The 18,747-nt window shown below is 72.3% G+C and carries 12 protein-coding genes and 2 pseudogenes; 8 read left to right on the forward strand and 6 right to left on the reverse strand.

What is annotated here, in order from left to right:
• Positions 1–5 precede the first annotated feature (5 nt).
• The 3 genes and pseudogenes from cydD to HUT10_RS47145 form a co-directional block, all read right to left on the reverse strand.
• Positions 6–3,338: a thiol reductant ABC exporter subunit CydD gene (gene cydD, locus HUT10_RS47135; RefSeq protein ID WP_176177150.1), complete on the reverse strand. Its 3,333-nt coding sequence runs from the start codon at positions 3,336–3,338 to the stop codon at positions 6–8.
• The gene (gene cydB / locus HUT10_RS47140) at positions 3,335–4,354 is read right to left on the reverse strand and encodes a cytochrome d ubiquinol oxidase subunit II (RefSeq protein ID WP_176177151.1); all 1,020 of its coding nucleotides are present in this window, start codon (positions 4,352–4,354) and stop codon (positions 3,335–3,337) included. The genes cydD and cydB overlap by 4 nt, the downstream gene beginning before the upstream one ends.
• Before the next feature lie 14 nt (positions 4,355–4,368).
• Positions 4,369–5,762 (reverse strand): annotated as a pseudogene (locus HUT10_RS47145) (cytochrome ubiquinol oxidase subunit I).
• A 162-nt stretch (positions 5,763–5,924) separates the two neighbouring features.
• Here HUT10_RS47145 and HUT10_RS47150 point away from each other — a divergent pair.
• Complete coding sequence (locus HUT10_RS47150; RefSeq protein WP_176177152.1) at positions 5,925–6,560, forward strand: response regulator transcription factor; 636 nt, start codon at positions 5,925–5,927, stop codon at positions 6,558–6,560.
• Between the two features lie 186 nt (positions 6,561–6,746).
• Here HUT10_RS47150 and HUT10_RS47155 read toward each other — a convergent pair whose 3' ends face one another.
• Complete coding sequence (locus tag HUT10_RS47155; RefSeq protein WP_176177153.1) at positions 6,747–7,736, reverse strand: nitroreductase family protein; 990 nt, start codon at positions 7,734–7,736, stop codon at positions 6,747–6,749.
• Between the two features lie 146 nt (positions 7,737–7,882).
• On the opposite strand from HUT10_RS47155, the gene HUT10_RS47160 reads away from it, so the two are divergent.
• The 7 genes and pseudogenes from HUT10_RS47160 (at position 7,883) to HUT10_RS47190 (ending at position 17,596) form a co-directional block, all read left to right on the forward strand.
• Positions 7,883–9,577: a GAF domain-containing protein gene (locus tag HUT10_RS47160; protein WP_176178385.1), complete on the forward strand. Its 1,695-nt coding sequence runs from the start codon at positions 7,883–7,885 to the stop codon at positions 9,575–9,577.
• Between the two features lie 144 nt (positions 9,578–9,721).
• A complete protein-coding gene (locus HUT10_RS47165) occupies positions 9,722–10,132 on the forward strand; it encodes an Hsp20/alpha crystallin family protein (RefSeq protein ID WP_176177154.1) in 411 nt (136 codons plus the stop codon).
• Between the two features lie 66 nt (positions 10,133–10,198).
• On the forward strand, positions 10,199–12,811 hold the full coding sequence (locus HUT10_RS47170; RefSeq protein WP_254897353.1) for a bifunctional GNAT family N-acetyltransferase/acetate--CoA ligase family protein: 2,613 nt from the start codon (positions 10,199–10,201) through the stop codon (positions 12,809–12,811).
• A gap of 11 nt (positions 12,812–12,822) precedes the next feature.
• Positions 12,823–13,908 (forward strand): acetate/propionate family kinase, encoded by a 1,086-nt coding sequence (locus HUT10_RS47175; protein WP_176177156.1) that lies wholly within the window; start codon positions 12,823–12,825, stop codon positions 13,906–13,908.
• Between the two features lie 4 nt (positions 13,909–13,912).
• On the forward strand, positions 13,913–14,281 hold the full coding sequence (locus HUT10_RS47180; protein WP_176177157.1) for a hypothetical protein: 369 nt from the start codon (positions 13,913–13,915) through the stop codon (positions 14,279–14,281).
• Positions 14,278–14,991 carry a hypothetical protein gene (locus HUT10_RS47185; protein ID WP_176177158.1) on the forward strand — a complete coding sequence of 238 codons (714 nt, stop codon included), beginning with the start codon at positions 14,278–14,280 and terminating at the stop codon, positions 14,989–14,991. Before HUT10_RS47180 ends, HUT10_RS47185 begins: the two co-directional genes overlap by 4 nt.
• Positions 14,988–17,596, forward strand: a pseudogene (locus HUT10_RS47190) (cation-translocating P-type ATPase). Before HUT10_RS47185 ends, HUT10_RS47190 begins: the two are co-directional and overlap by 4 nt.
• A gap of 12 nt (positions 17,597–17,608) precedes the next feature.
• Here HUT10_RS47190 and HUT10_RS47195 read toward each other — a convergent pair.
• Both HUT10_RS47195 and HUT10_RS47200 read right to left on the reverse strand, forming a co-directional pair.
• Positions 17,609–18,106, reverse strand: a complete 498-nt coding sequence (locus HUT10_RS47195; RefSeq protein WP_176177159.1) for a hypothetical protein — start codon at positions 18,104–18,106, stop codon at positions 17,609–17,611.
• Positions 18,107–18,137: 31 nt separating this feature from the next.
• Positions 18,138–18,722 carry a hypothetical protein gene (locus tag HUT10_RS47200; RefSeq protein WP_176177160.1) on the reverse strand — a complete coding sequence of 195 codons (585 nt, stop codon included), beginning with the start codon at positions 18,720–18,722 and terminating at the stop codon, positions 18,138–18,140.
• Between the last annotated feature and the right edge of the window lie 25 nt (positions 18,723–18,747).

The raw sequence follows: 18,747 nt of genomic DNA on the forward strand, positions 1-18,747 counted from the left end.
CGCGGTCAGCGCACGCCGGCCGCGCCGCCGGAGGCGTCGATCGCCGGCAGCTCGGCGAACTCCGCCGGCCGGTGCGTCACCACCAGCGCCGACCGGCCCTCGGTCGCCTTCAGCACATCGGCCGCCAGCGCCGCGGCCGTCGGGGCGTCCAGGTGGGCCGTCGGTTCGTCCAGCAGCAGGATCGGGCGGTCCGACAGCAACGCGCGGGCCACGCCCAGGCGCTGACGCTCGCCTCCGGACACCGGTGTCCCGTGCGTGCCCAGCGCCGTGTCGAGGCCGTCCGGCAGGTTCGACAGCCACCGCGAAAGCTGGGCCCGGCCCAGCGCTGCCTCCAGCGACGCGTCCGAGGCGGACGGGCAGGCCAAGCGGAGGTTCTCCCGCAGCGTGCTGTCGAACAGGTGCGTCTCCGGGCCGCACCAGGCGATGTGCGACCGGACCGAGTCGCCGTCGCAGGTCAGTGTGTTCGTCTCGGCCAGCAGGATGCGGCCCGCCGAGGGGTCGAGGTAGCGCATCAGCGCCGCGATCACCGTGCTCTTGCCCGCGCCCGACCGACCGGTCAACGCGAGACGGCGGCCGTCGCCGAGGCGCAGGTTCACGCCCTGGACCGCGTCGGACGGCGCACCCGGCCAGCGAACCGACAGCTGCTCGGCCGCCAGGCTGCCGGCCGGCGGGGCGAGAGCGGTGGCCGGAGCGCACGGCGCGGGAAGGACGTCCAGCTCGGCGAGTCGGCGTGCGGAGCCGGACGCGCCGAGCAGCCGCTGGGCCGCTTCCGGGAGCCCGGCCACCAGTTCGGCCGTGGCCAGCGGCGTCAGCGCCAGCACCGCCAGCGCCGGGCCGGGGACCGCCGCCAGGATGCCCAGCGCCAGGCACGTCACCGACGTCAGCCCGACGCCGAGCGCGGCGATCCCGCCACCCAGGCCGCGCCACACCGCCGACCGGCGCTGGGACGCCGTCAGGAGAGCGTCGAGTTCGCGCAGCCTCGACTGCCGCCGGGTCGCCGCGTCGTGCGTGATCAGGTCGGCTGACGCCTGCAGCAGTTCCACCGTCCCGGCGGTCAGGTCCGCGCGCAGCCGCGCCGTCGAGCGCAGCGCCCGGCGAGCGGCCGAGGCCGCGACCACCGGGGCCAGCAGGCCGGCGATCGCGAAACCCGCAGCCGCCGGAAGAAGAGCGCCGGGCAGGATGACGCCGAGGGTGACCGCGGTCGCCGTCAGCACCAGGAACGTCGACACGCCCGGGACCAGGCCGCGGACCAGGACGTCCTGCTGGCTGTCCACATCGGACACCAGCCGGTGCAGCAGGTCGCCGCGCCGCAGCCGGGCGGTGCCCGCCGGGCCGATCCGGACCAGCTGCGCCCAGACCCGCACCCGCAGCTCCGCGAGGGCACGCAGCGCCACGTCGTGGGACACCAGCCGCTCGAGGTAGCGGAAGAGGCCCTTGGCCAGGCCGAACGTCCGGACCGCGACGATCGCCACCATCAGGCTCAGCACCGGCGGGTGCAGGGCCGCGCTCGCGATCAGCCACGACGACGTCGCGGTGAGGGCGACCCCGCAGCCCAGCGCGGCCGTCGCGGCCAGGCAGGCCAGCGCCAGCCGCAGCCGGTGCGGCCGGACCGCCTCGCGCAACGGCCGCCACTTCGCCACGTCCACAGTGGACGGGGAAACGACCGGAGCCGCGGCCGGTCGGGAAACCGGCCGCGGCGAAACGGCGTCCGGGACGGCGGGGAGGACGACCGGCTCGCCGAGCGAGATCACCCGGTCGCAGCGGGCCAGCACCGCCGGGTGGTGGCTGACCAGCACCGCGGTCCGTCCGGCGAGCACCTTCGGGAGCCGTTCCAGGATGGCGGCCTCGGTCTCCGCGTCGACGCCCTCGGTGGGTTCGTCCAGCAGGATGAGCGGCCGGTCGAGCAGCACCGCCCGGGCCAGCGCGACGCGGCGGCGCTGCCCCGTCGACAGTCCGGCACCGAGTTCACCGACCACTGTGGACAGCGGGACGTCGAGCGCCGCGGTGTCCGCGGCGGCGAGTACGGCGTCCTCGGTCGCGTCGGGGCAGCCCAGGCGGATGTTCTCGGCCACCGTCCCGGCGACCAGGTGCGGCTGCTGCGGCACCCAGGCCAGGTGCCGGTGCCAGGTCGCCCGGCCGACGTCGGCGAGGTCGGTGCCGCCGACCAGGATCCGGCCGCCGTCGGGCCGCCGCCAGCCCAGGAGCAGGTCGAGCAGGGTCGACTTGCCCGCCCCGCTCGGCCCGGTCAGGCCGACCACCTCGCCGGGCGGCAGGCGCAGGCTGAAGCCGTCCAGGATCGGCCCGGACCGGCCCTCGACCGTGACGTCCTCGCAGCGCAGAGCCACGCGGGTGAGATCGGGGACCGGGCGGGTGCCGGTGTCGTCCGACGGCGTGTCGGCGAGCGCGATGATCTCCTCGGCCGCGGCGAGCCCCTCGGCGCTGTCGTGGAACCGGGCGCCGACCGCTCGCAGCGGCAGGTAGATCTCCGGGGCGAGGATCAGCACGACGAGCGCGGTCTGCAGGTCCAGTTCCCCGGCCAGCAGCCGCACGCCGATCGACACGGCGACGACCGCGACCGACAGCGTCGCCAGCAGCTCCAGGGCCAGCGCGGAGAGGAACGCGACGCGCAGCGTCCGCATGGTGTGCTTGCGATACTGCCCGGTGATCTCCCGCAGCGACCGGATCTGCGCGCGGGCGCGGCCGAACGCGGTGAGTTCCGCGAGCCCGGCGACCAGGTCGAGGAAGTGGTTCCCCAGCACGGACAAGGTCTTCCACTGCCGCTGCACGTCACGCTGGGTGTAGCGCCCGATGAGGATCATGAACACGGGGATGAGCGGCACGGTCAGACCGGCGATCACCGCGGCGACCCAGTCGGCGGCCAGGATCCGCACGCCGACGACCACCGGGACGACCGCCGCGATCAGCAGCTGCGGCAGGTAGCGGGCGAAGTAGCCGTCCAGGCGGTCGACGCCGTGCGTGGCCAGGGCGGCGACCTCGGCGGGAGAGCGGCCGGCCCGCCGGGGGCCGATCCGCAGCGCGGCCGCGATCACCGTCTCGCGCAGCTGCGCAAGCGCACGGGCGGCCGCGCGGTGCGCGGTCGTCTCGGCCAGCCAGGTGATCCCGGCCCGGGCCACGACGACCGCGGTCAGCAGGCCGAGCGGCAGGACCAGGTTCCGGAGCCCGAAGCCGTCGAGGAAGGCCCACGTGATCGTCTTCGCGAGCAGCTCCGCCTGGGCGAGCACCAGCATGGCGGTGAGCACGCCCAGCGCGGCGCAGGCGAGGACGAACGGCCGGACCGCGCTCGCGTGACGGAGCAGCCGCGGGTCGAGCGGCTTCACCGGCGGCCTGCGGGCAGGCCGCCGCCGGCCGGGATCGAGGCCCGGCTGATCCGCTTGCGGAACACCCAGTACGTCCACGCCTGGTAGGCCAGCACGATCGGGGTGAACACGACCGCGACCCAGGTCATGATCTGCAGCGTGTACGGCGTCGAGGACGCGTTCGTGGTGGTCAGGCCGAACGCCGGGTCGGTCGTCGAGGGCAGCACGTCCGGGTACAGCGACCAGAACAGCGTGAAAGTGATCGCGATGATCGCGGCGGCGGTGCTCGCGAAGGCGAACCCGTCCCGCTCGCCGGCGGCGAACAGCACCGCCGCGACGAGCAGCAGCGCGGCGACGGCCGCCGACAGCCATGCCCAGCCGCCGTGTTCGACCGCAGTGTAGGCGAGGAAGACGCCGCCGAACACGATCGCCGTGCCGCCGAGCGCGCGGGCCAGCGTCCGCGCGCGGTCGCGCAATGCGTCGGTCGTCTTCAGCGTCAGGAACACCGCGCCGTGGAAGGAGAACAGGCTGAGCGTGGCCAGCCCGCCGAGCAGCGCGTACGGGTTGAGCAGGGTGAAGAACGTGCCGGTGAAGTGGTGCTGCGCGTCGAGCGGGACGCCGTGGACGATGTTGCCGAACGCCACGCCCCACAGCAGGGCGGGCGCGGCGGAGGCGAACACGATGACCCAGTCCCAGGTGGTGCGCCAGCGCGGGCTGTCGAGCTTGCCGCGGAACTCGAACGCGACCCCGCGCAGGATCAGGGCGACGAGCACGAGCAGCAGCGCGAGGTAGAAGCCGGAGAACAGGCTCGAGTACCAGAGCGGGAAGGCGGCGAAGGTGGCGCCGCCGGCGACGAGCAGCCAGACCTCGTTGCCGTCCCAGACCGGGCCGATCGTGTTGATCAGCACCCGGCGGTCGGTGTCGTCGTGGCCGAGGACGCGCAGCAGCGTGCCGACGCCGAAGTCGAAGCCTTCGAGGACGAAGTAGCCGGTCCAGAGGACCGCGATGAGCAGGAACCAGATGTCGGTGAGGGCCATGGCGGTGCTCCGGCTCAGTAGGCGAAGGCCGCGGGGCGCGGCTCGTCGGACTCGGGTTCTGCGGCTTCCGGCGGTGGGGGACCGGCCTTGGCGTAGCGGACCATCAGCACGCCGTCGACGACCGCGAGCACGCCGTAGAGCAGGGTGAACACGATCAGCGAGGTCAGCACGCTGCCCGCGGAGACGGTCGGTGACACCGAGTCCGCCGTCTTGAGGACCCCGAACACCGACCACGGCTGACGGCCCATTTCGGTGAAGATCCAGCCGACGCTGTTGGCCAGGTAGGGCAGGGCGATCCCGAGCGTGGCGACGGGGAAGAACCAGCGGGCGCGCGGGGTGCGGCCGCGGCGGAACAGCCAGAGGCCGACCAGGGAGATGAGCAGGCACAGGAAGCCGAAGCCGATCATCAGCCGGAAGGTCCAGTAGGCGACCGGGATGTCCGGGCGGTACTCGCCGGGCCCGTACTGCTGCCGCTCGGCGGCCTGCAGGTCGTTGATGCCCTCGACCTGGCCGTCGAACTTCCCGGTGGCCATGAAGGACAGCACGCCGGGGACGCGGACGCTGAACTTCTCCTGCGAGCCGTCGAGCGAGCCGATGGTGAACAGCGAGAACGACGCGGGGGCGACGGTGTCGTAGAGCGCTTCGGCGGCGGCCATCTTCATCGGCTGCTGCTCGGTCATCAGCCGGGCCTGCAGGTCACCGGTGACGATCACGCCGAGGCTGGCGATCAGCACCGTGACCAGGGCGAGTTTCATCGACGGACGGAAGACGTCGGCGTGCTTCTGCCGCCGGAGCTGCCACGCGCTGATCCCGACGACGAACATCCCGGCGGTGAGGAAGCACGCGGTGATGGTGTGCGCGAAGGCGCCGATCGCGGTCGAGTTGGTGAGCACGGCGCCGAAGTCCTTGAGCTCCGCGCGGCCGGTGGCGGGGTTGACCGCGTAGCCGACGGGGTGCTGCATCCAGGAGTTGGCGGCGAGGATGAAGTACGCCGAGAGCAGGGTGCCGGTCGCGGCGAGCCAAATGGTGGCCAGGTGCAGCTTCTTCGGCAGCTTGTCCCAGCCGAAGATCCACAGGCCGAGGAACGTCGACTCGAGGAAGAAGGCGAGCAGGCCCTCGATGGCCAGCGGCGCGCCGAAGATGTCCCCCACGAACGTGCTGTAGTCCGACCAGTTCATCCCGAACTGGAACTCCTGCACGATGCCGGTCGCCACGCCCATGGCGAAGTTGATGAGGAACAGCTTCCCCAGAACTTCGTCATCCGGCGGTAGCGGTCGTTCCCCGTGCGCACCCAGGCCGTCTGCATCCCGGCGACCAGGAACGACAGCCCGATGGTCAGCGGGACGAAGATGAAGTGGTAGACGGTGGTGATCCCGAACTGCCATCGGGCGAGGTCCAGGGCGCTCATCCGGTATCTCCTGCTCGTTCGCGGGTTACCCGGCGAGCATCCGGTGCGGAGGGTGTCCGGCCTTAGGGTCCTTGGTCACTTCCAGGACGGCCACGGGTCCCTGCCGCCGCGGGCCTTGCGGTCGTACGCTGAGGCTGTCCGACCCGTCCTTGGGAGGTTTCCGTGCTTCGAGTGTTCCTGGTCGACGACCACGAGGTCGTCCGCCGTGGCGTGGCCGACCTGCTGGACGAGGACGAGAACCTCACGGTGGTCGGCCAGGCCGGCAGTGTGTCGCAGGCGCTGGCCCGGATCCCGGCGCTGAACCCGGACGTCGCGGTCCTGGACGTCCGCCTGCCGGACGGCAACGGCATCGAGCTGGCCCGCGAGCTGCGGTCCAAGCTGCCCGGGCTGAAGTGCCTGATGCTGACGTCCTACACCGACGAGCAGGCGATGCTCGACGCGGTGATGGCCGGGGCGAGCGGGTTCGTGATCAAGGACATCAAAGGCATGGACCTGGTCTCGGCGGTGCAGGACGTCGGCGCGGGCAAGTCCCTCCTCGACGCGCACGCCGCCGCGGCCCTGATGGCGAAGCTGCGCGACAGCCAGGCCAAGAAGGGGCCGCTGGCCGACCTTTCCGACCAGGAACGAAAGCTGCTGGAGCTGATCGGCGAGGGGCTGACCAACCGGCAGATCTCCGAGCGGATGTTCCTGGCCGAGAAGACGGTCAAGAACTACGTCTCGCGGCTGCTGACCAAGCTGGGCATGGAACGGCGCACGCAGGCGGCGGTGCTGGCCACCGAGCTGCGCAACCAGGGCTGAGCACCGCACCACCTCGCTGTCCACCGCGGTCGGTTCGGGGTCGTGGCCCGCCGGCATCGGGGATGCACTTCGCGACCCTGCAAGGGTACGGCTCCACGAAGCATCCCTCCCCGGCGTTGCTCGCCGCCATCGCTTGCCGGCCGCGACCACCTGTTCCTGCGGGCCTGACGCCGCAACGCGTGTCGTTCAAGTGCTCAGCGCGGTGGGCTCCATCAGGACGTCCGCCAGCGACCGCCGTGGCGTCCACGGCACCGGGGCGCCGCGGCCCAGGCGCAGCACGATCTGCGGCCACAACCCACCACCGAGCAGTTGCCGCAGTTCGGTGCGGACCGCCGGGACCTCGACGGGCTGGGAGATGAACGACGCGTCGAGCCCGGCCACGGTCGCGGTCAGCAGGACCCGCTGCATCGCCTGACCGGCCCGCAGCCGGTCGACGGGGGTGTCGTCGAACGAGCCGATGACCACGACCAGCGGCTCGGAGTCGTCCGGTCGGCCGCGCGTCCGGGAGCCGAAGTCGCGCAGCACCCAGCCGCCGTTGTTGGAGGGCATCGACCCGGCCGCGTACTCGGGGACGCCGTCGCGGCTGTCCGGACCACGTCCGGTCCACTGGTGCCACTCGGAGAGGAACGCCGGATCGGTCAGCTGGGCGTGGTGCCCTTTGTGGATCAATTCGCGCAGGCCCTCCAGTTGCTGCCCGCTCAGCCGCGGCAGCCACGCCTGCTCGACCTCGGCCGCGTGGCGCAGGTCGGCGACCACGGACGTCGGGATCGAGCCCGCCTCGAACGGCGTCCGGTTCGTGTGACGGCGGGGGATCGCGTCCGCCAGCTCGACCAGACGGGGGTCGGGACGGCGGGCGGCGAACGGCCGGACCACGGCCAGCAGCGTCGGGTCGTCACGCCGGGGGAACAACGTCGTGGCCGGGTGGGCCCCGAGCGCCTGGATGGCCGTGCGCAGGTTGAACAGAGCGGCACCGCAGGAGAGCAGCAGCTCGCGCCGGTCCGCGTCGGCCACGGGCAGGGCGCGGTCCGGGTCGGCGTGCAGCTCCAGCCCGGCGTGGGTGCAGCGGAAACGCCAGGGCTGCGTATTGTGCGTCGACGGCGCCAGCACCGCAGCGCCGACGACGGACTTCACCTGATCGGGGTCCAGCAAGCCGATCGAAGTGATGGGTAGTGTCATGGTCTCCCCTTGGTGCCGCGGTGCGACACACTGTGGTTCCAAAGCTTGTTCCGACGGTCTCTCGCCCCGCGGTGCCGCGGAAAGGGGACAAAGTCACCGATGATGCGGAGGTCGTGGTGAGCGAAGCCGGGCAGGAGCCACGGCGGATGGCCGGCACGCTGTCCGGCCTGCGGCTGCGCGAGCTGCTGCGCGACCTGCAGGACCGGATCGAGCTGCTGATCTCCACGCGCGACAAGATGGACGGCCTGCTCGACGCCGTGCTGGCCGTCGCCTCGGGGCTCGAACTGGACACGACGCTGACCCGGATCGTGCAGGCGGCGATCGAGCTGGGCGAGGCCAAGTACGGCGCGCTCGGTGTGCTCGCCGAGGACGGCAGCCTGTCCGAGTTCATCTACCTCGGCATCGACGACGAAGCCCGCCGTCGCATCGGCGACCTGCCCGAGGGGCACGGCGTGCTGGGCGTGGTCATCGACGAGGCGAAACCTCTGCGGCTGGAGGAGATCTCCGCCCATCCGGCCTCCGTCGGCTTCCCCGCGCACCACCCGCCGATGCACTCGTTCCTCGGCGTGCCGGTGCGGGTGCGTGACGAGGTGTTCGGCCGGCTGTACCTGACCGAGAAGAAGAACGGGGAGCCGTTCACCGACGACGACGAGGTCGTGGTGCAGGCTCTCGCCGCGGCGGCCGGCATCGCCATCGAGAACGCGCACCTCTACGAGCAGGCGCGCGTGCGCCAGCAGTGGCTGGCCGCGACCAGCGAGGTGACCACCGAGCTGCTCGGCGGCACCGACCCGGCGGAGGCGCTCACCCTGATCGCCAGCCGCGCGCTGGAGCTGACCGGCTCCGACGTCACGATGCTCGCCCTGCCGAACTCCGGGCGGCTCGACGCCGACGAGGACTGGGGCGACGATGTCGACGACCTGACGGTCACCGTCTGCGCGGGCACGCGGGCGGCCGAGCTGTCCGGGACGCGCATCGACGTCGACGAGAGCGTGCCGGGCTCGGTGTACCGGGACCGGACGCCGCGCAGCGTGCCCGACCTGAGCCTGCGCGACCACCGCTTCGGGCCGGCGATGGTGGTGCCGCTGCGGGCCGGCGACCGGACGACCGGCGTGCTGATCGCGGCCCGCGAAGCCGGTTCCGCCGGCTTCGAGGCGGCGCAGCTGTCGGTGGTCGCGTCCTTCGCCGACCAGGCGGCGCTGGCGTTGCAGCTGGCGGCCCAGCAGCGGGCGGCGCGGGAGCTGGACGTGCTCGGCGACCGCGACCGGATCGCGCGTGACCTGCACGACCACGTCATCCAGCGGCTGTTCGCGGTCGGGTTGTCGATGCAGAGCACCCAGCGGCGCACGAAGTCCCCGGAGCTGCAGAAACGGCTGGGTGACAGCATCGAGCAGATGCACGAGATCGTCCAGGAGATCCGCACGGCGATCTTCGACCTGCACGGCGGCGCGGCGGGCGCCACGGGCCTGCGGCTGCGCCACCGCCTGCACGACGCGATCGCCGAGCTGACCGACGACGCCCCGCTGCAGCCGACGGTCAGCATGTCGGGCCCGATCGACACGGTGCCGGCGCAGCTGGCCGAGCACGTCGAAGCGGTGGTGCGCGAGGCGGTGAGCAACGCGGTGCGCCACGCGGACGCCTCGACGGTCACGGTGTCGATCGCGGTGAAGGAAGAGACGATCCGCGTAGTGGTGGCCGACGACGGCAAGGGGCTGGCGGAGGGGATCTCGCCGAGCGGGCTGGGCAACCTGCGTGACCGTGCGGAGGCGTCGGGCGGGACGTTTTCGCTGGACAGCGGCCCCGACGGCGGGGTCAGGGTCGAGTGGTCGGCCCCGGTCGGCTGAGCGTCCGGTAGGTCGGTCGGCGGCACCGGCCGCTCTTCAGTGACGAAAGTCCTCAGGGTTCAGGCAATCCGGCCGCGTCGGCGGGCCACCGAACCGAGGTCTCCTTGTCCTGCGACCCCCGAAGTCGCAGGGAAGGAGGAACGGATGACTGCCCTGGTGCCGGGCTCACGCCTGGCGTTGCCGAGCATCGCGGCGTGGCTGGAGAACCCCTGGCCGTTCGCCGAGCACAACCCGGTCCGGATCGAGGAGTCCACTGAGGACGGCAAGTACCTCGTGCGGGCCGAACTGCCCGGCTTCGACCCGGAGAAGCACATCTCCGTCACCACGCACAACGGGCTGCTGACCATCTCCGCCGAGCGTGAGGCGAAGGAAACCGCCGAAGGCGGCCGCAGTGAGTTCTTCTACGGCACCTTCAGCCGCACGGTCAGCCTGCCGGCCGGGGCCGACCCGGCGAAGGTCAAGGCGACGTACACCGACGGCATCCTCGAGGTTTCGATGCCGGTTTCGGAGCACCCGCGCGACAAGCACGTGAAGATCCAGGTCACCAAGGACTAGGTGACCCTCCGCGGTGGGCGCGGCCCTCGATCGGCCGCGCCCACCCTCATGCCCCGAGGAGATGCGATGACCCGGGCCCTGCTCGCGCACGGTGACGTGGTGCTCGTGCGCCCGCTGCACCCGGCCGACACCGCCGAGGTGCTCGCCCTGCACACCAGGCTCACCAAGCAGGACACCTACTTCCGGTTCTTCGGCACTCCGTCCGGTTTGGACAAACTGGCGGCCGGCATCGCCGCCGACCCCGGTCCCGGCCACTACGCCGTGGGCTGCTACCGGCGCGGGGAGCTCGTCGGCGTCGCGAACTACGAGGTGCTGCAGGACTCGGCCGACGCCGAAGTCGCCCTGGTGGTCGACGCGACCGTGCGCACCCAGGGCGTGGCGACCCTGCTGATGGAGCACCTCGTCTCCCACGCCCGGAAGACCGGCCTGAAACGGTTCCTCGCCGAAGTGCTCGCCGAGAACGCCAACGTCCTCCACGTCTTCAAGGACCTCGGCCTGCGCTTCGAGGCCAGCGTCGGTGGTCCCGAGCGCGACGTCGTGATGATCCTCGAAGACGACCCGGCATACGTCGAGGCGGTGCTCGAACGCGATTCGGTCGCCGACGCCGCCAGCCTCGCCCACCTGTTCCGGCCGTCCTCGATCGCCGTGATCGGGGCCGGGCGCCGCCCGGGTTCGGTGGGGAACGCCGTGCTGGCCAACCTGGTCGGCTCCGGCTTCCCCGGCCCGGTGGAGGTGGTGAACCCGCACGCGGACGAGATCCTCGGCGTGCCGAGCGCGCCCTCCATCGCGGCCCTGAGCCGCACCCCCGAACTCGCGGTGATCTGCCTGCCCGCGCCGGCCGCCGCACAGGCGGTCGAAGAGTGCGGGAAGCGCGGGGTCCGGGCCGTCGTCCTCATCTCCTCCGGGCTGACCGGCACCGGCGCCGGCGAGCGCGTCCACGCGGCCGTGCGCGAGTACGGTCTCCGGCTGGTCGGGCCCAACTGCCTCGGTGTCGTCTCCACCGACCCGGCCCGCCCCTACGACCTGACGTTCCTCGCCACCCCGGTCAAGCCGGGCAACATCGGCGTCGTCACCCAGTCCGGCGGCGTCGGCATCGCGCTGGCCGAATCTCTCGGTGACCTCGGCCTCGGCGTGTCGAACCTGGTCTCGACCGGGGACAAGTACGACGTCAGCGGCAACGACCTGCTCATGTGGTGGGCCGCCGACCTCCGCACCGAACTGGCCGTGCTCTACCTCGAGTCGTTCGGCAACCCGCGCAAGTTCAGCCGGCTGGCCCGCCGGCTCGCCCGCACCCGTCCGGTGCTCGCCGTCCGCTCCGGCAGCGGCGACACCGCCCAGCGCGCCGCCGCTTCGCACACCGCCGCGGCCGCCACCCCCGCCGTCACCCGGGACGCGCTGTTCGAGCAGGCGGGCGTCATCGCCGTCGACACCGTCGCCGAGCTGGTCGACGTCATCGCCGGCCTGTCGTGGCAGCTCCTGCCCGGCGGCCCGCGGGTGGCCGTGGTGAGCAACGCGGGTGGCGCCGGAGTGCTCGCCGCCGACGCCTGCGAACGCGAGGGCCTCGTCATGGCCGAGCTGTCCCAGGACACCCGGGACCGCCTCGCGAAGCTGCTGCCCGCCGAAGCCGCGGTGCACAACCCGGTCGACACGACCGCGGCCGTGCGTGCGGAGGTCTTCGCCGACGCTCTGCGCGCGGTCCTCGACGACGACGGCGTCGACGCGGTCATCGCCGCGACCGTGCCCACCGCGGTCGGCGACCCCGGCACGTCACTCGCCGCGGTGCTCCCGCCCGAGTACAAGACCGTCTTCGCGGTCCGGCCCGGGCAGCGCGCCCGGGTGGCGCCGCTGGTGCCCGGCCGCGGCGTCACCGCCTGCTACGACGACCCCGCGGCGGCCGCCGCGGTGCTGGCCCGGCTGGTCCGCTACGAGCAGTGGCTGAACCGGCCCGAAGCCGACGACCACCTCGAGCCGCTGGAAGCGCCGGACGCATTGCGTGCGTTCGCCCGCGAGCACGAAGGCTGGCTCTCGCCGTCGGACGCCGTCGAACTGCTCCGGCTCGCGGACATCCCCCTGGTGGAGACCCACTACGTCGAGGCAGGCGACTCGATGGACGCCGCGGCCGCCGACCTCGGTTCGCCGGTGGTGCTCAAGGCCGACGCCGAGGGCCTGCTGCACAAGACCGCCGGCGGGGGTGTGCTGCTCAACGTGCGCGGGGCCGACCGGATCGTGGAGGCGTTCCGGGTCCTGCGGTCCCGCTTCGGGTCCGCCCTGCGTGGCGTGACGGTCCAGCCGATGGCCGAACCGGGCCGTGAGCTGCTGGTCGGGGTGCGCTCGGACCCGGTGTTCGGGCCGCTGGTCGTGTTCGGCCTCGGCGGCGTCGACACCGACCTGATCGCCGACCACGCCGCCCGGCTCGCACCGCTGACCGGCGCCGACGCGGACCTGCTCCTGGACGGGTTGCGCGCATCGAAGGCGCTCTGGGCGGCCGGGCTGGACCGGGCCGCGGTGCGCGACCTGCTGCTGAAGGTCAGCCGGCTCGCCGAACTGGTGCCGGAACTGGCCGAGCTGGACCTCAACCCGGTGCGCGTGGGCTCGGAGGGCTGCGTGGCGCTCGACGTTCGCGCCCGCCTGGAGCCCGTCGCGGCCGAAGACCCGTTCCTCCGCCGGCTGCGAGACTGAAGGAGCGACCCGTGCGTGTGCTGACCCTGAACCCGGGCTCGTCGAGCGTGAAGGTGTCGCTGGTCGTCGACGGCACCGCGGTCGGCTGGGCCGCCTGGGACTCGACCGGCCCGGCCGTGGTGGGCGACGCGATCCGCCGGTGGTCCGCAGTGGACGCCGTCGCCGTCCGGTTCGTCCACGGCGGCTCCCAGAAGGCTCCGGCCCGCGTGGACGACACGTTGCTCGCCAACCTCGAACGGCTCACCTCCCTGGCACCGAACCACCAGCCGCTCTCGCTGGAGGTCACGCGGGAAGTCCGCCGCCTGCTGCCGGACGTGCCGGTGGTGGCCTGCTTCGACACGGCCTTCCACGCGCGGATGCCGGAAGCGGCGGCGCGGTACCCGCTACCCCGGGCGTGGACTGTGCAGAACCGCTTGCGCCGCTATGGTTTCCACGGTCTGTCGTGCCAGTACTCCCTGCGCCGCACCGGCGAACTGCTGGGCCGGGCGCCCGAGGACCTGCAACTCGTGTGCGCGCACGTCGGCGCCGGCGTGTCGGTGACCGCGATCCGCGACGGCCACGGCGTCGACACGAGCATGGGCTTCACCCCGCTCGAAGGCGCCATGATGGCCACCCGGTCGGGTTCGGTCGATCCGGGCCTGCTGCTGCACGTGATGCAGACGGCGCCGATGAGCCCGGCCGAGATGGCCGAGGCGCTGTTCCACCGTTCCGGGCTGGCCGGGATGACCGGCACCAACGGCGACCTGCGGCGCGTGCTGGCCGCGGCCGCCCGCGGCGATGGCGACGCTTCGGTGGCCCTCGACGTCTACCGGCACCGGCTGGGCCGGGAGATCGGTGCCGCCACGACCAGTCTGTCCCGGCTGGATGGCGTGGTGTTCACCGGCGGGGTCGCCGAGCACCAGCCCGAGCTGATCACGTCCGTCATCGACGGACTGGGTGTGCTGGGCCTGCGGGCCGGAGCCGTCCCGCGCACCGACGTCGACCGGATCGTCACGGCGGCCGATTCCCCGGTGCCCGCCCTGATCGTGCTGCCCCGGGAAGACCTGGAGCTGGCCCGCGGCGCCGAAGAGGCGCTCGCCCGAGTGTCCGTGAGGTGACCCCGTGCACGTCCTGCTAACCGAGGCGTCCTTCGGCGACGCCGACTTCCTCGTCCAGCCCCTGCGTGACGCGGGCTGCCTGGTCAGCCGGTGTCACAGCCGCGCCGGGCTCTGCCGGGCGCTGGCGGTCGGGGGCCGCTGCCCGCTCGACGAGCCGTTCGCCCAGCCCGACCTGGTCGTGGACGTCCGCGGCCAGGAGCCCGAGCTGACCGCGCGCGAGTTCGGCGTCGTGTGCGCCGTCCGCGACCACGTGCCGGTGGCGCTCGTCTCCCCGGACCCGGACGTCCGGCCGGAAGTCCCGCCGGGGCTGGAGAACCGCGTCACCGTGACCGACGTCGACGGGCTCCTCGCCACCTGCCGCCCCGACAGATGACCGCGTTCCACTGGGACACCTCGTCCCGCGCCGTGCTGGGCGACGCGCTGGTGCGGCTGGGCCCGAACCGGTGCGTCGCCGAAGTGCGGCCGGACGAGGTCGTCCTGACCGAGCCGCCGTCCCGGCGCGACCGGGCACGCAACGCGGCCTTGATCGAATGCGGCGCGGCACTGTCGACCGTCTGGACGGTGCTGCGGATCCTGGGCCGCGACCCGGTCGTGGCGTTCCCGGACGACACCGACCGCCCCGACGTCGCGGCGGTCGTCCGCGCCGGCCCGCCGCGACCGCCGTCGAGCGTCGAATGGGCGCGGTACACGGCGCTGCGCAGGCTTGACGAGCCGGAGCTGCGGCCGGTCAGCCTGGCCGTGCTTGGGGCACTCGCGAGCGAGAACTTCTGGCCGGAGACCGACGTGCGCATCGTGCGGCCCGGCTGGGTGCCTGCCCTCGAGCAGCTCGGCGCCGACGTCACGGGCCGGTCCGCCCTGCTCGTCACCACCCAGGCCGACAGCCGCCGGCACCACGTCCTCGCGGGCGCCGCACTCCACGGCACCCGGCTCGCAGCGGCCGTCCGCAGCTTTGCGTCCCGCGGCGTTCTGCTGCCCCGTCAGCCGTTCGTCGAGCGGGCCCGGCAGCCCGAGATCCTGCCCGGCACCCCGCAGGCGCTGCTGCTGGTCGGCCTCGCCACCTCGAAGCGAAGGAAACCACGATGACCACGCACCTGAAGCCCGGCCCGGCCGAGGCACCACCGGTCGACGCCCGGGAGCCGGTCTCCCGGCTGCTGCGGGACCTGCGGACCACGCCGAGCGGCCTGACAGCACGGGAAGCCGCCCGCCGGCTGCAGGTGAGCGGTCCGAACGCACTGCCGTCGCACGGCGGCCGGAGGTGGCCGATCGAGCTGGGACGGCAGCTGGTCCACCCTCTCGCGTTGCTGCTGTGGGTCGCGGGCGGGCTGGCCTGGATCGCCGGGACGACGAACCTGGCGATCGCCATCGCCGGCGTCATCCTGCTCAACGGCCTGCTGGCCTTCGTCCAGGAACAGCAGGCGGAGAAGGCCGTCGAGGCGCTGGGGAAGTACCTGCCCGACCGGGCGCCGGTACTGCGCGACGGCCAGGTGTGGCACGTGCCCGCGACCGAGCTGGTCCCCGGCGACGTCCTCGTCCTGGCGGAGGGCAACCGGATCCCCGCCGACGCCCGGCTGATCGACGGCACGGTGGACGTGGACGCGTCGATGCTGACGGGGAGTCGGTACCGGTGACCCGGATGGCCGACGCCCACGACGACGCATCCCGCCCCCTCGACTCGCCGGTGCTCGTCTTCAGCGGCACGGTCTGCGTCGCCGGTGCCGCGCACGGGGTCGTCCACGCCACCGGACGGCACACCGAGATCGGCCGGATCGCGTCGCTGTCGTCGCGCGTCGGGCGTGAAGAGAGCCCGCTCGAACGCCAGGTGCGGCGGGTCGCGTGGCTGATCGCGCTGGTGGCCGTCGTCGTCGGCATCGGCTTCCTGCCGCTGGGCTGGCTGGCCGGGCTGTCGTGGTCGGCGGCGTTCGTGTTCGCGATCGGCCTGCTGGTGGCCAATGTCCCCGAGGGCCTGCTGCCGACGATCACCCTGGCCCTGGCCGCGGGCGTCCGGTCGATGGCCAAGGCCGGCGCGCTGGTGAAGCGGCTTTCCGCGGTGGAGACACTGGGGTCGACGACGGTGATCTGCACCGACAAGACCGGGACCTTGACGCGGAACGAGATGACCGTCGAGGAGGTGCACCCGGTGGGCGAGGCGTTCGTCGAGGCACTGGCCCGGTGCACCACCGCCGACGTCACCGCGTCGAGCGGTGACCCGACCGAACTGGCGTTGCTGCGGTACGCGAACGCGAACGGCGCGGATCCGTCCCTCCGCGACGCCGGCCGGAAGGCCTTGTACCCGTTCGATCCACGGCTCAAGCGCATGTCCACTGTGGACCTCGTGGGGAATGCGCTTTCGGTCTCGACGAAAGGGGCGCCGGAGCAGGTGCTGCCCCGGTGCGCGATGCCGGCCGAAGAGCGGGCCCGGCTCCTGGCGCTGGTCGACGAGATGGCGGGCCGCGCCCTGCGGGTGCTGGCGGTCGCCGGCCGCCGGGTGGCCGCGCTGCCGGGCAGCCGCGACGAGGCCGAGACCGGCCTGACCCTGCTCGGCTTGGTGGGCCTGGTCGACCCGCCGCGGCCCGAGGTGGCCGCCGCGGTCGCGGACTGCCATTCGGCGGGCATCCGGGTGCACGTGGTGACCGGCGACAACGGCCGCACGGCGGCGGAGATCGCCCGCCGCGTCGGGATCGGCGCGGACCGGGTGATCAGCGGCGAGGAGCTGGCCGAGCTCTCGGAGCCGGCTCTCGACGACGCGCTGACGGCCAACGGCGAGATCGTGTTCTCCCGGGCGGCACCGGAGGACAAGCTGCGCATAGCGGACGCGTTGCGCGACTGCGGCGAAGTGGTGGCGATGACCGGCGACGGCGTCAACGACGCCCCGGCGTTGCGCCGCGCGGACATCGGCGTGGCGATGGGCATCGGCGGCACGGACGTGGCCAAGGAAGCGGCGACGGTGGTGTTGACCGATGACAACTTCGCGACGATCGTGGCCGGCGTCCGGGAGGGGCGGCGGGTCTTCGACAACGTCCGGAAGTTCGTGCTGTACATCTTCGCGCACGCGGTGCCGGAGGTGCTGCCGTTCCTGCTGTTCGCGGTGTCGGGCGGGATGATCCCGTTGCCGTTGACGGTGCTGCAGATCCTGGCGATCGACCTGGGCACGGAAACCCTGCCCGCGTTGGCATTGGGCCGCGAACCCGCGGAGCCCGGCTTGATGTCCCGCCGCCCGCGTCGCCGTTCCGAAGGTGTGGTCACGGGCCGGATGTTGCTGCGGGCGTGGGGGATCATGGGCCTGGTGTCGGGCGTACTGGTGCTCGGGGCGTTCTTCGCGGTGCTGTACGCGGCGGGCTGGCACCCGGGCGCGGACGTCTCTTCGGGCGCGCTGCACGACGCTTACCTGCAGGCCACGACGGCGAGCTTCGCGGCGATCGTGTTCTGCCAGGTGGGCACGGCGTTCGCGGCCCGGACCGAGCGGGTGTCGCTGCGCTCGGTGGGCTTGACGACCAACCGGTTGCTGCTTGGTGGAATCGTGTTCGAGCTGGTCTTCGCGGCGGCGTTGATCTACCTGCCGCCGCTGCAACTGGTGTTCGGGACGGCGGCACTGCCGGCCTGGGTGGTGGCGATGCTGCTGCCGATGCCGGTGATCGTGTGGGGTGCGGACGAGCTGTTCCGCTGGGCCACCCGCCGCCGGTCGGTGTAAGAAGAGCCGGGCCTACCCTTCGACACCTTGCGCAGAGGCGTAGCCGGAGGGGGTCACGTGTTCCCCTTCGGCGGAAGCCGGCGCAACCAAAATCCGTGCCGGCCAGGGGTTCGTGATGGCCCATGCCAGGAGAAGACGGGTAGCTCGTTGAAGGCGCAAGAGCGTTCGCCAGCGGAAGTCGTCGGTGCTGTTTCGACTCCAAGGGCCGCGGAACAGGATGCCGGGCGTGGTTTCGCCACCATGGAGTATGCCGGCGTGGACTGTTTCCGAGCGAGCGCTGTAAACGGGATCCAGAGCTGCGGCTTCTTCCTCGCTCAGGACTTTGCGAAGCGCAGCTTTGAAACCTGCTCCGAGGCCCAACCGGTTCCGGCACTTCTTGCAGCGCTCGAACTTGAAAAGCTTGCCCGCGATGGTCTCGACGGAGGCGACGAAAGACACCGCGGCGAAGGAGGGGTGGCGCGGCAGGGCTTGGATCCCCTCGAGGTAGGTGTCCAAAGCGGCAATCAGCACTGGCTCTCGCTGGAGACGGGCCCAGGCCGAATCAAGCCCCTCCGGCAACGTCAATGTCGTTGCCGAGGAAATGTCGAACGTGTCTTCCCTTGTCGCGCGGACACCGGCCGCAGACCAGTTGTAGCCGCGCGATGAGGGTACGCTGCTGGGTGCTCTCGGGCTCGACGAGGACCTGGTCGGTGGACACCAGTCGCATCGGCCCAATCGACACGTCAGCCGTCAGTCGGCTCGGGTGGCCGCTGATCCGCTCAGGTCCAGGCCCGATAATCGCCGTCCATGGAATCGCCTCACCCTCGTCGCCAAGGGTGGCGGTCGCTTGCGCGGCTGCTGCGGTGATAATGCCGATGAGCTCCTCACCGGGATCCGACTCTCCGGCTATCAGGACAAAAACGGAATCATCGGTGACCGCGAGGAGGACGACCGTCCCGGCAACAGTCTCACCCTGAAGAGTGATCTGGATGAAGGGTGCTGTCGTGTCGTCATAGCGGTGGCCTCCGACGGAAACCGACTTGCCTGCCAGCGCGCTGGAGAAGCGGTGGAGCCATTCTCCGCCTTGCTCGGTCCAATCAAGAGCGAGGGGCGCCGCAGCGACGACATGCCAGGGGTAGCCGATCATCAGCCAAGGGTCTCATCTCATGAGC

It is taken from the genome of Amycolatopsis sp. Hca4 (genome assembly GCF_013364075.1).
In the GTDB taxonomy this organism is placed as follows: domain Bacteria; phylum Actinomycetota; class Actinomycetes; order Mycobacteriales; family Pseudonocardiaceae; genus Amycolatopsis.

Bases quoted from the DNA above. Each gene is read 5' to 3' on its own strand.
- HUT10_RS47185 (WP_176177158.1), top strand. From the start codon at position 14,278: ATGACCGCGTTCCACTGGGACACCTCGTCCCGCGCCGTGCTGGGCGAC.
- HUT10_RS47170 (WP_254897353.1), top strand. From the start codon at position 10,199: ATGACCCGGGCCCTGCTCGCGCACGGTGACGTGGTGCTCGTGCGCCCG.
- cydB (WP_176177151.1), bottom strand. From the start codon at position 4,354: ATGGCCCTCACCGACATCTGGTTCCTGCTCATCGCGGTCCTCTGGACC.
- HUT10_RS47165 (WP_176177154.1), top strand. From the start codon at position 9,722: ATGACTGCCCTGGTGCCGGGCTCACGCCTGGCGTTGCCGAGCATCGCG.
- HUT10_RS47160 (WP_176178385.1), top strand. From the start codon at position 7,883: ATGGCCGGCACGCTGTCCGGCCTGCGGCTGCGCGAGCTGCTGCGCGAC.
- HUT10_RS47155 (WP_176177153.1), bottom strand. From the start codon at position 7,736: ATGACACTACCCATCACTTCGATCGGCTTGCTGGACCCCGATCAGGTG.
- HUT10_RS47200 (WP_176177160.1), bottom strand. From the start codon at position 18,722: ATGATCGGCTACCCCTGGCATGTCGTCGCTGCGGCGCCCCTCGCTCTT.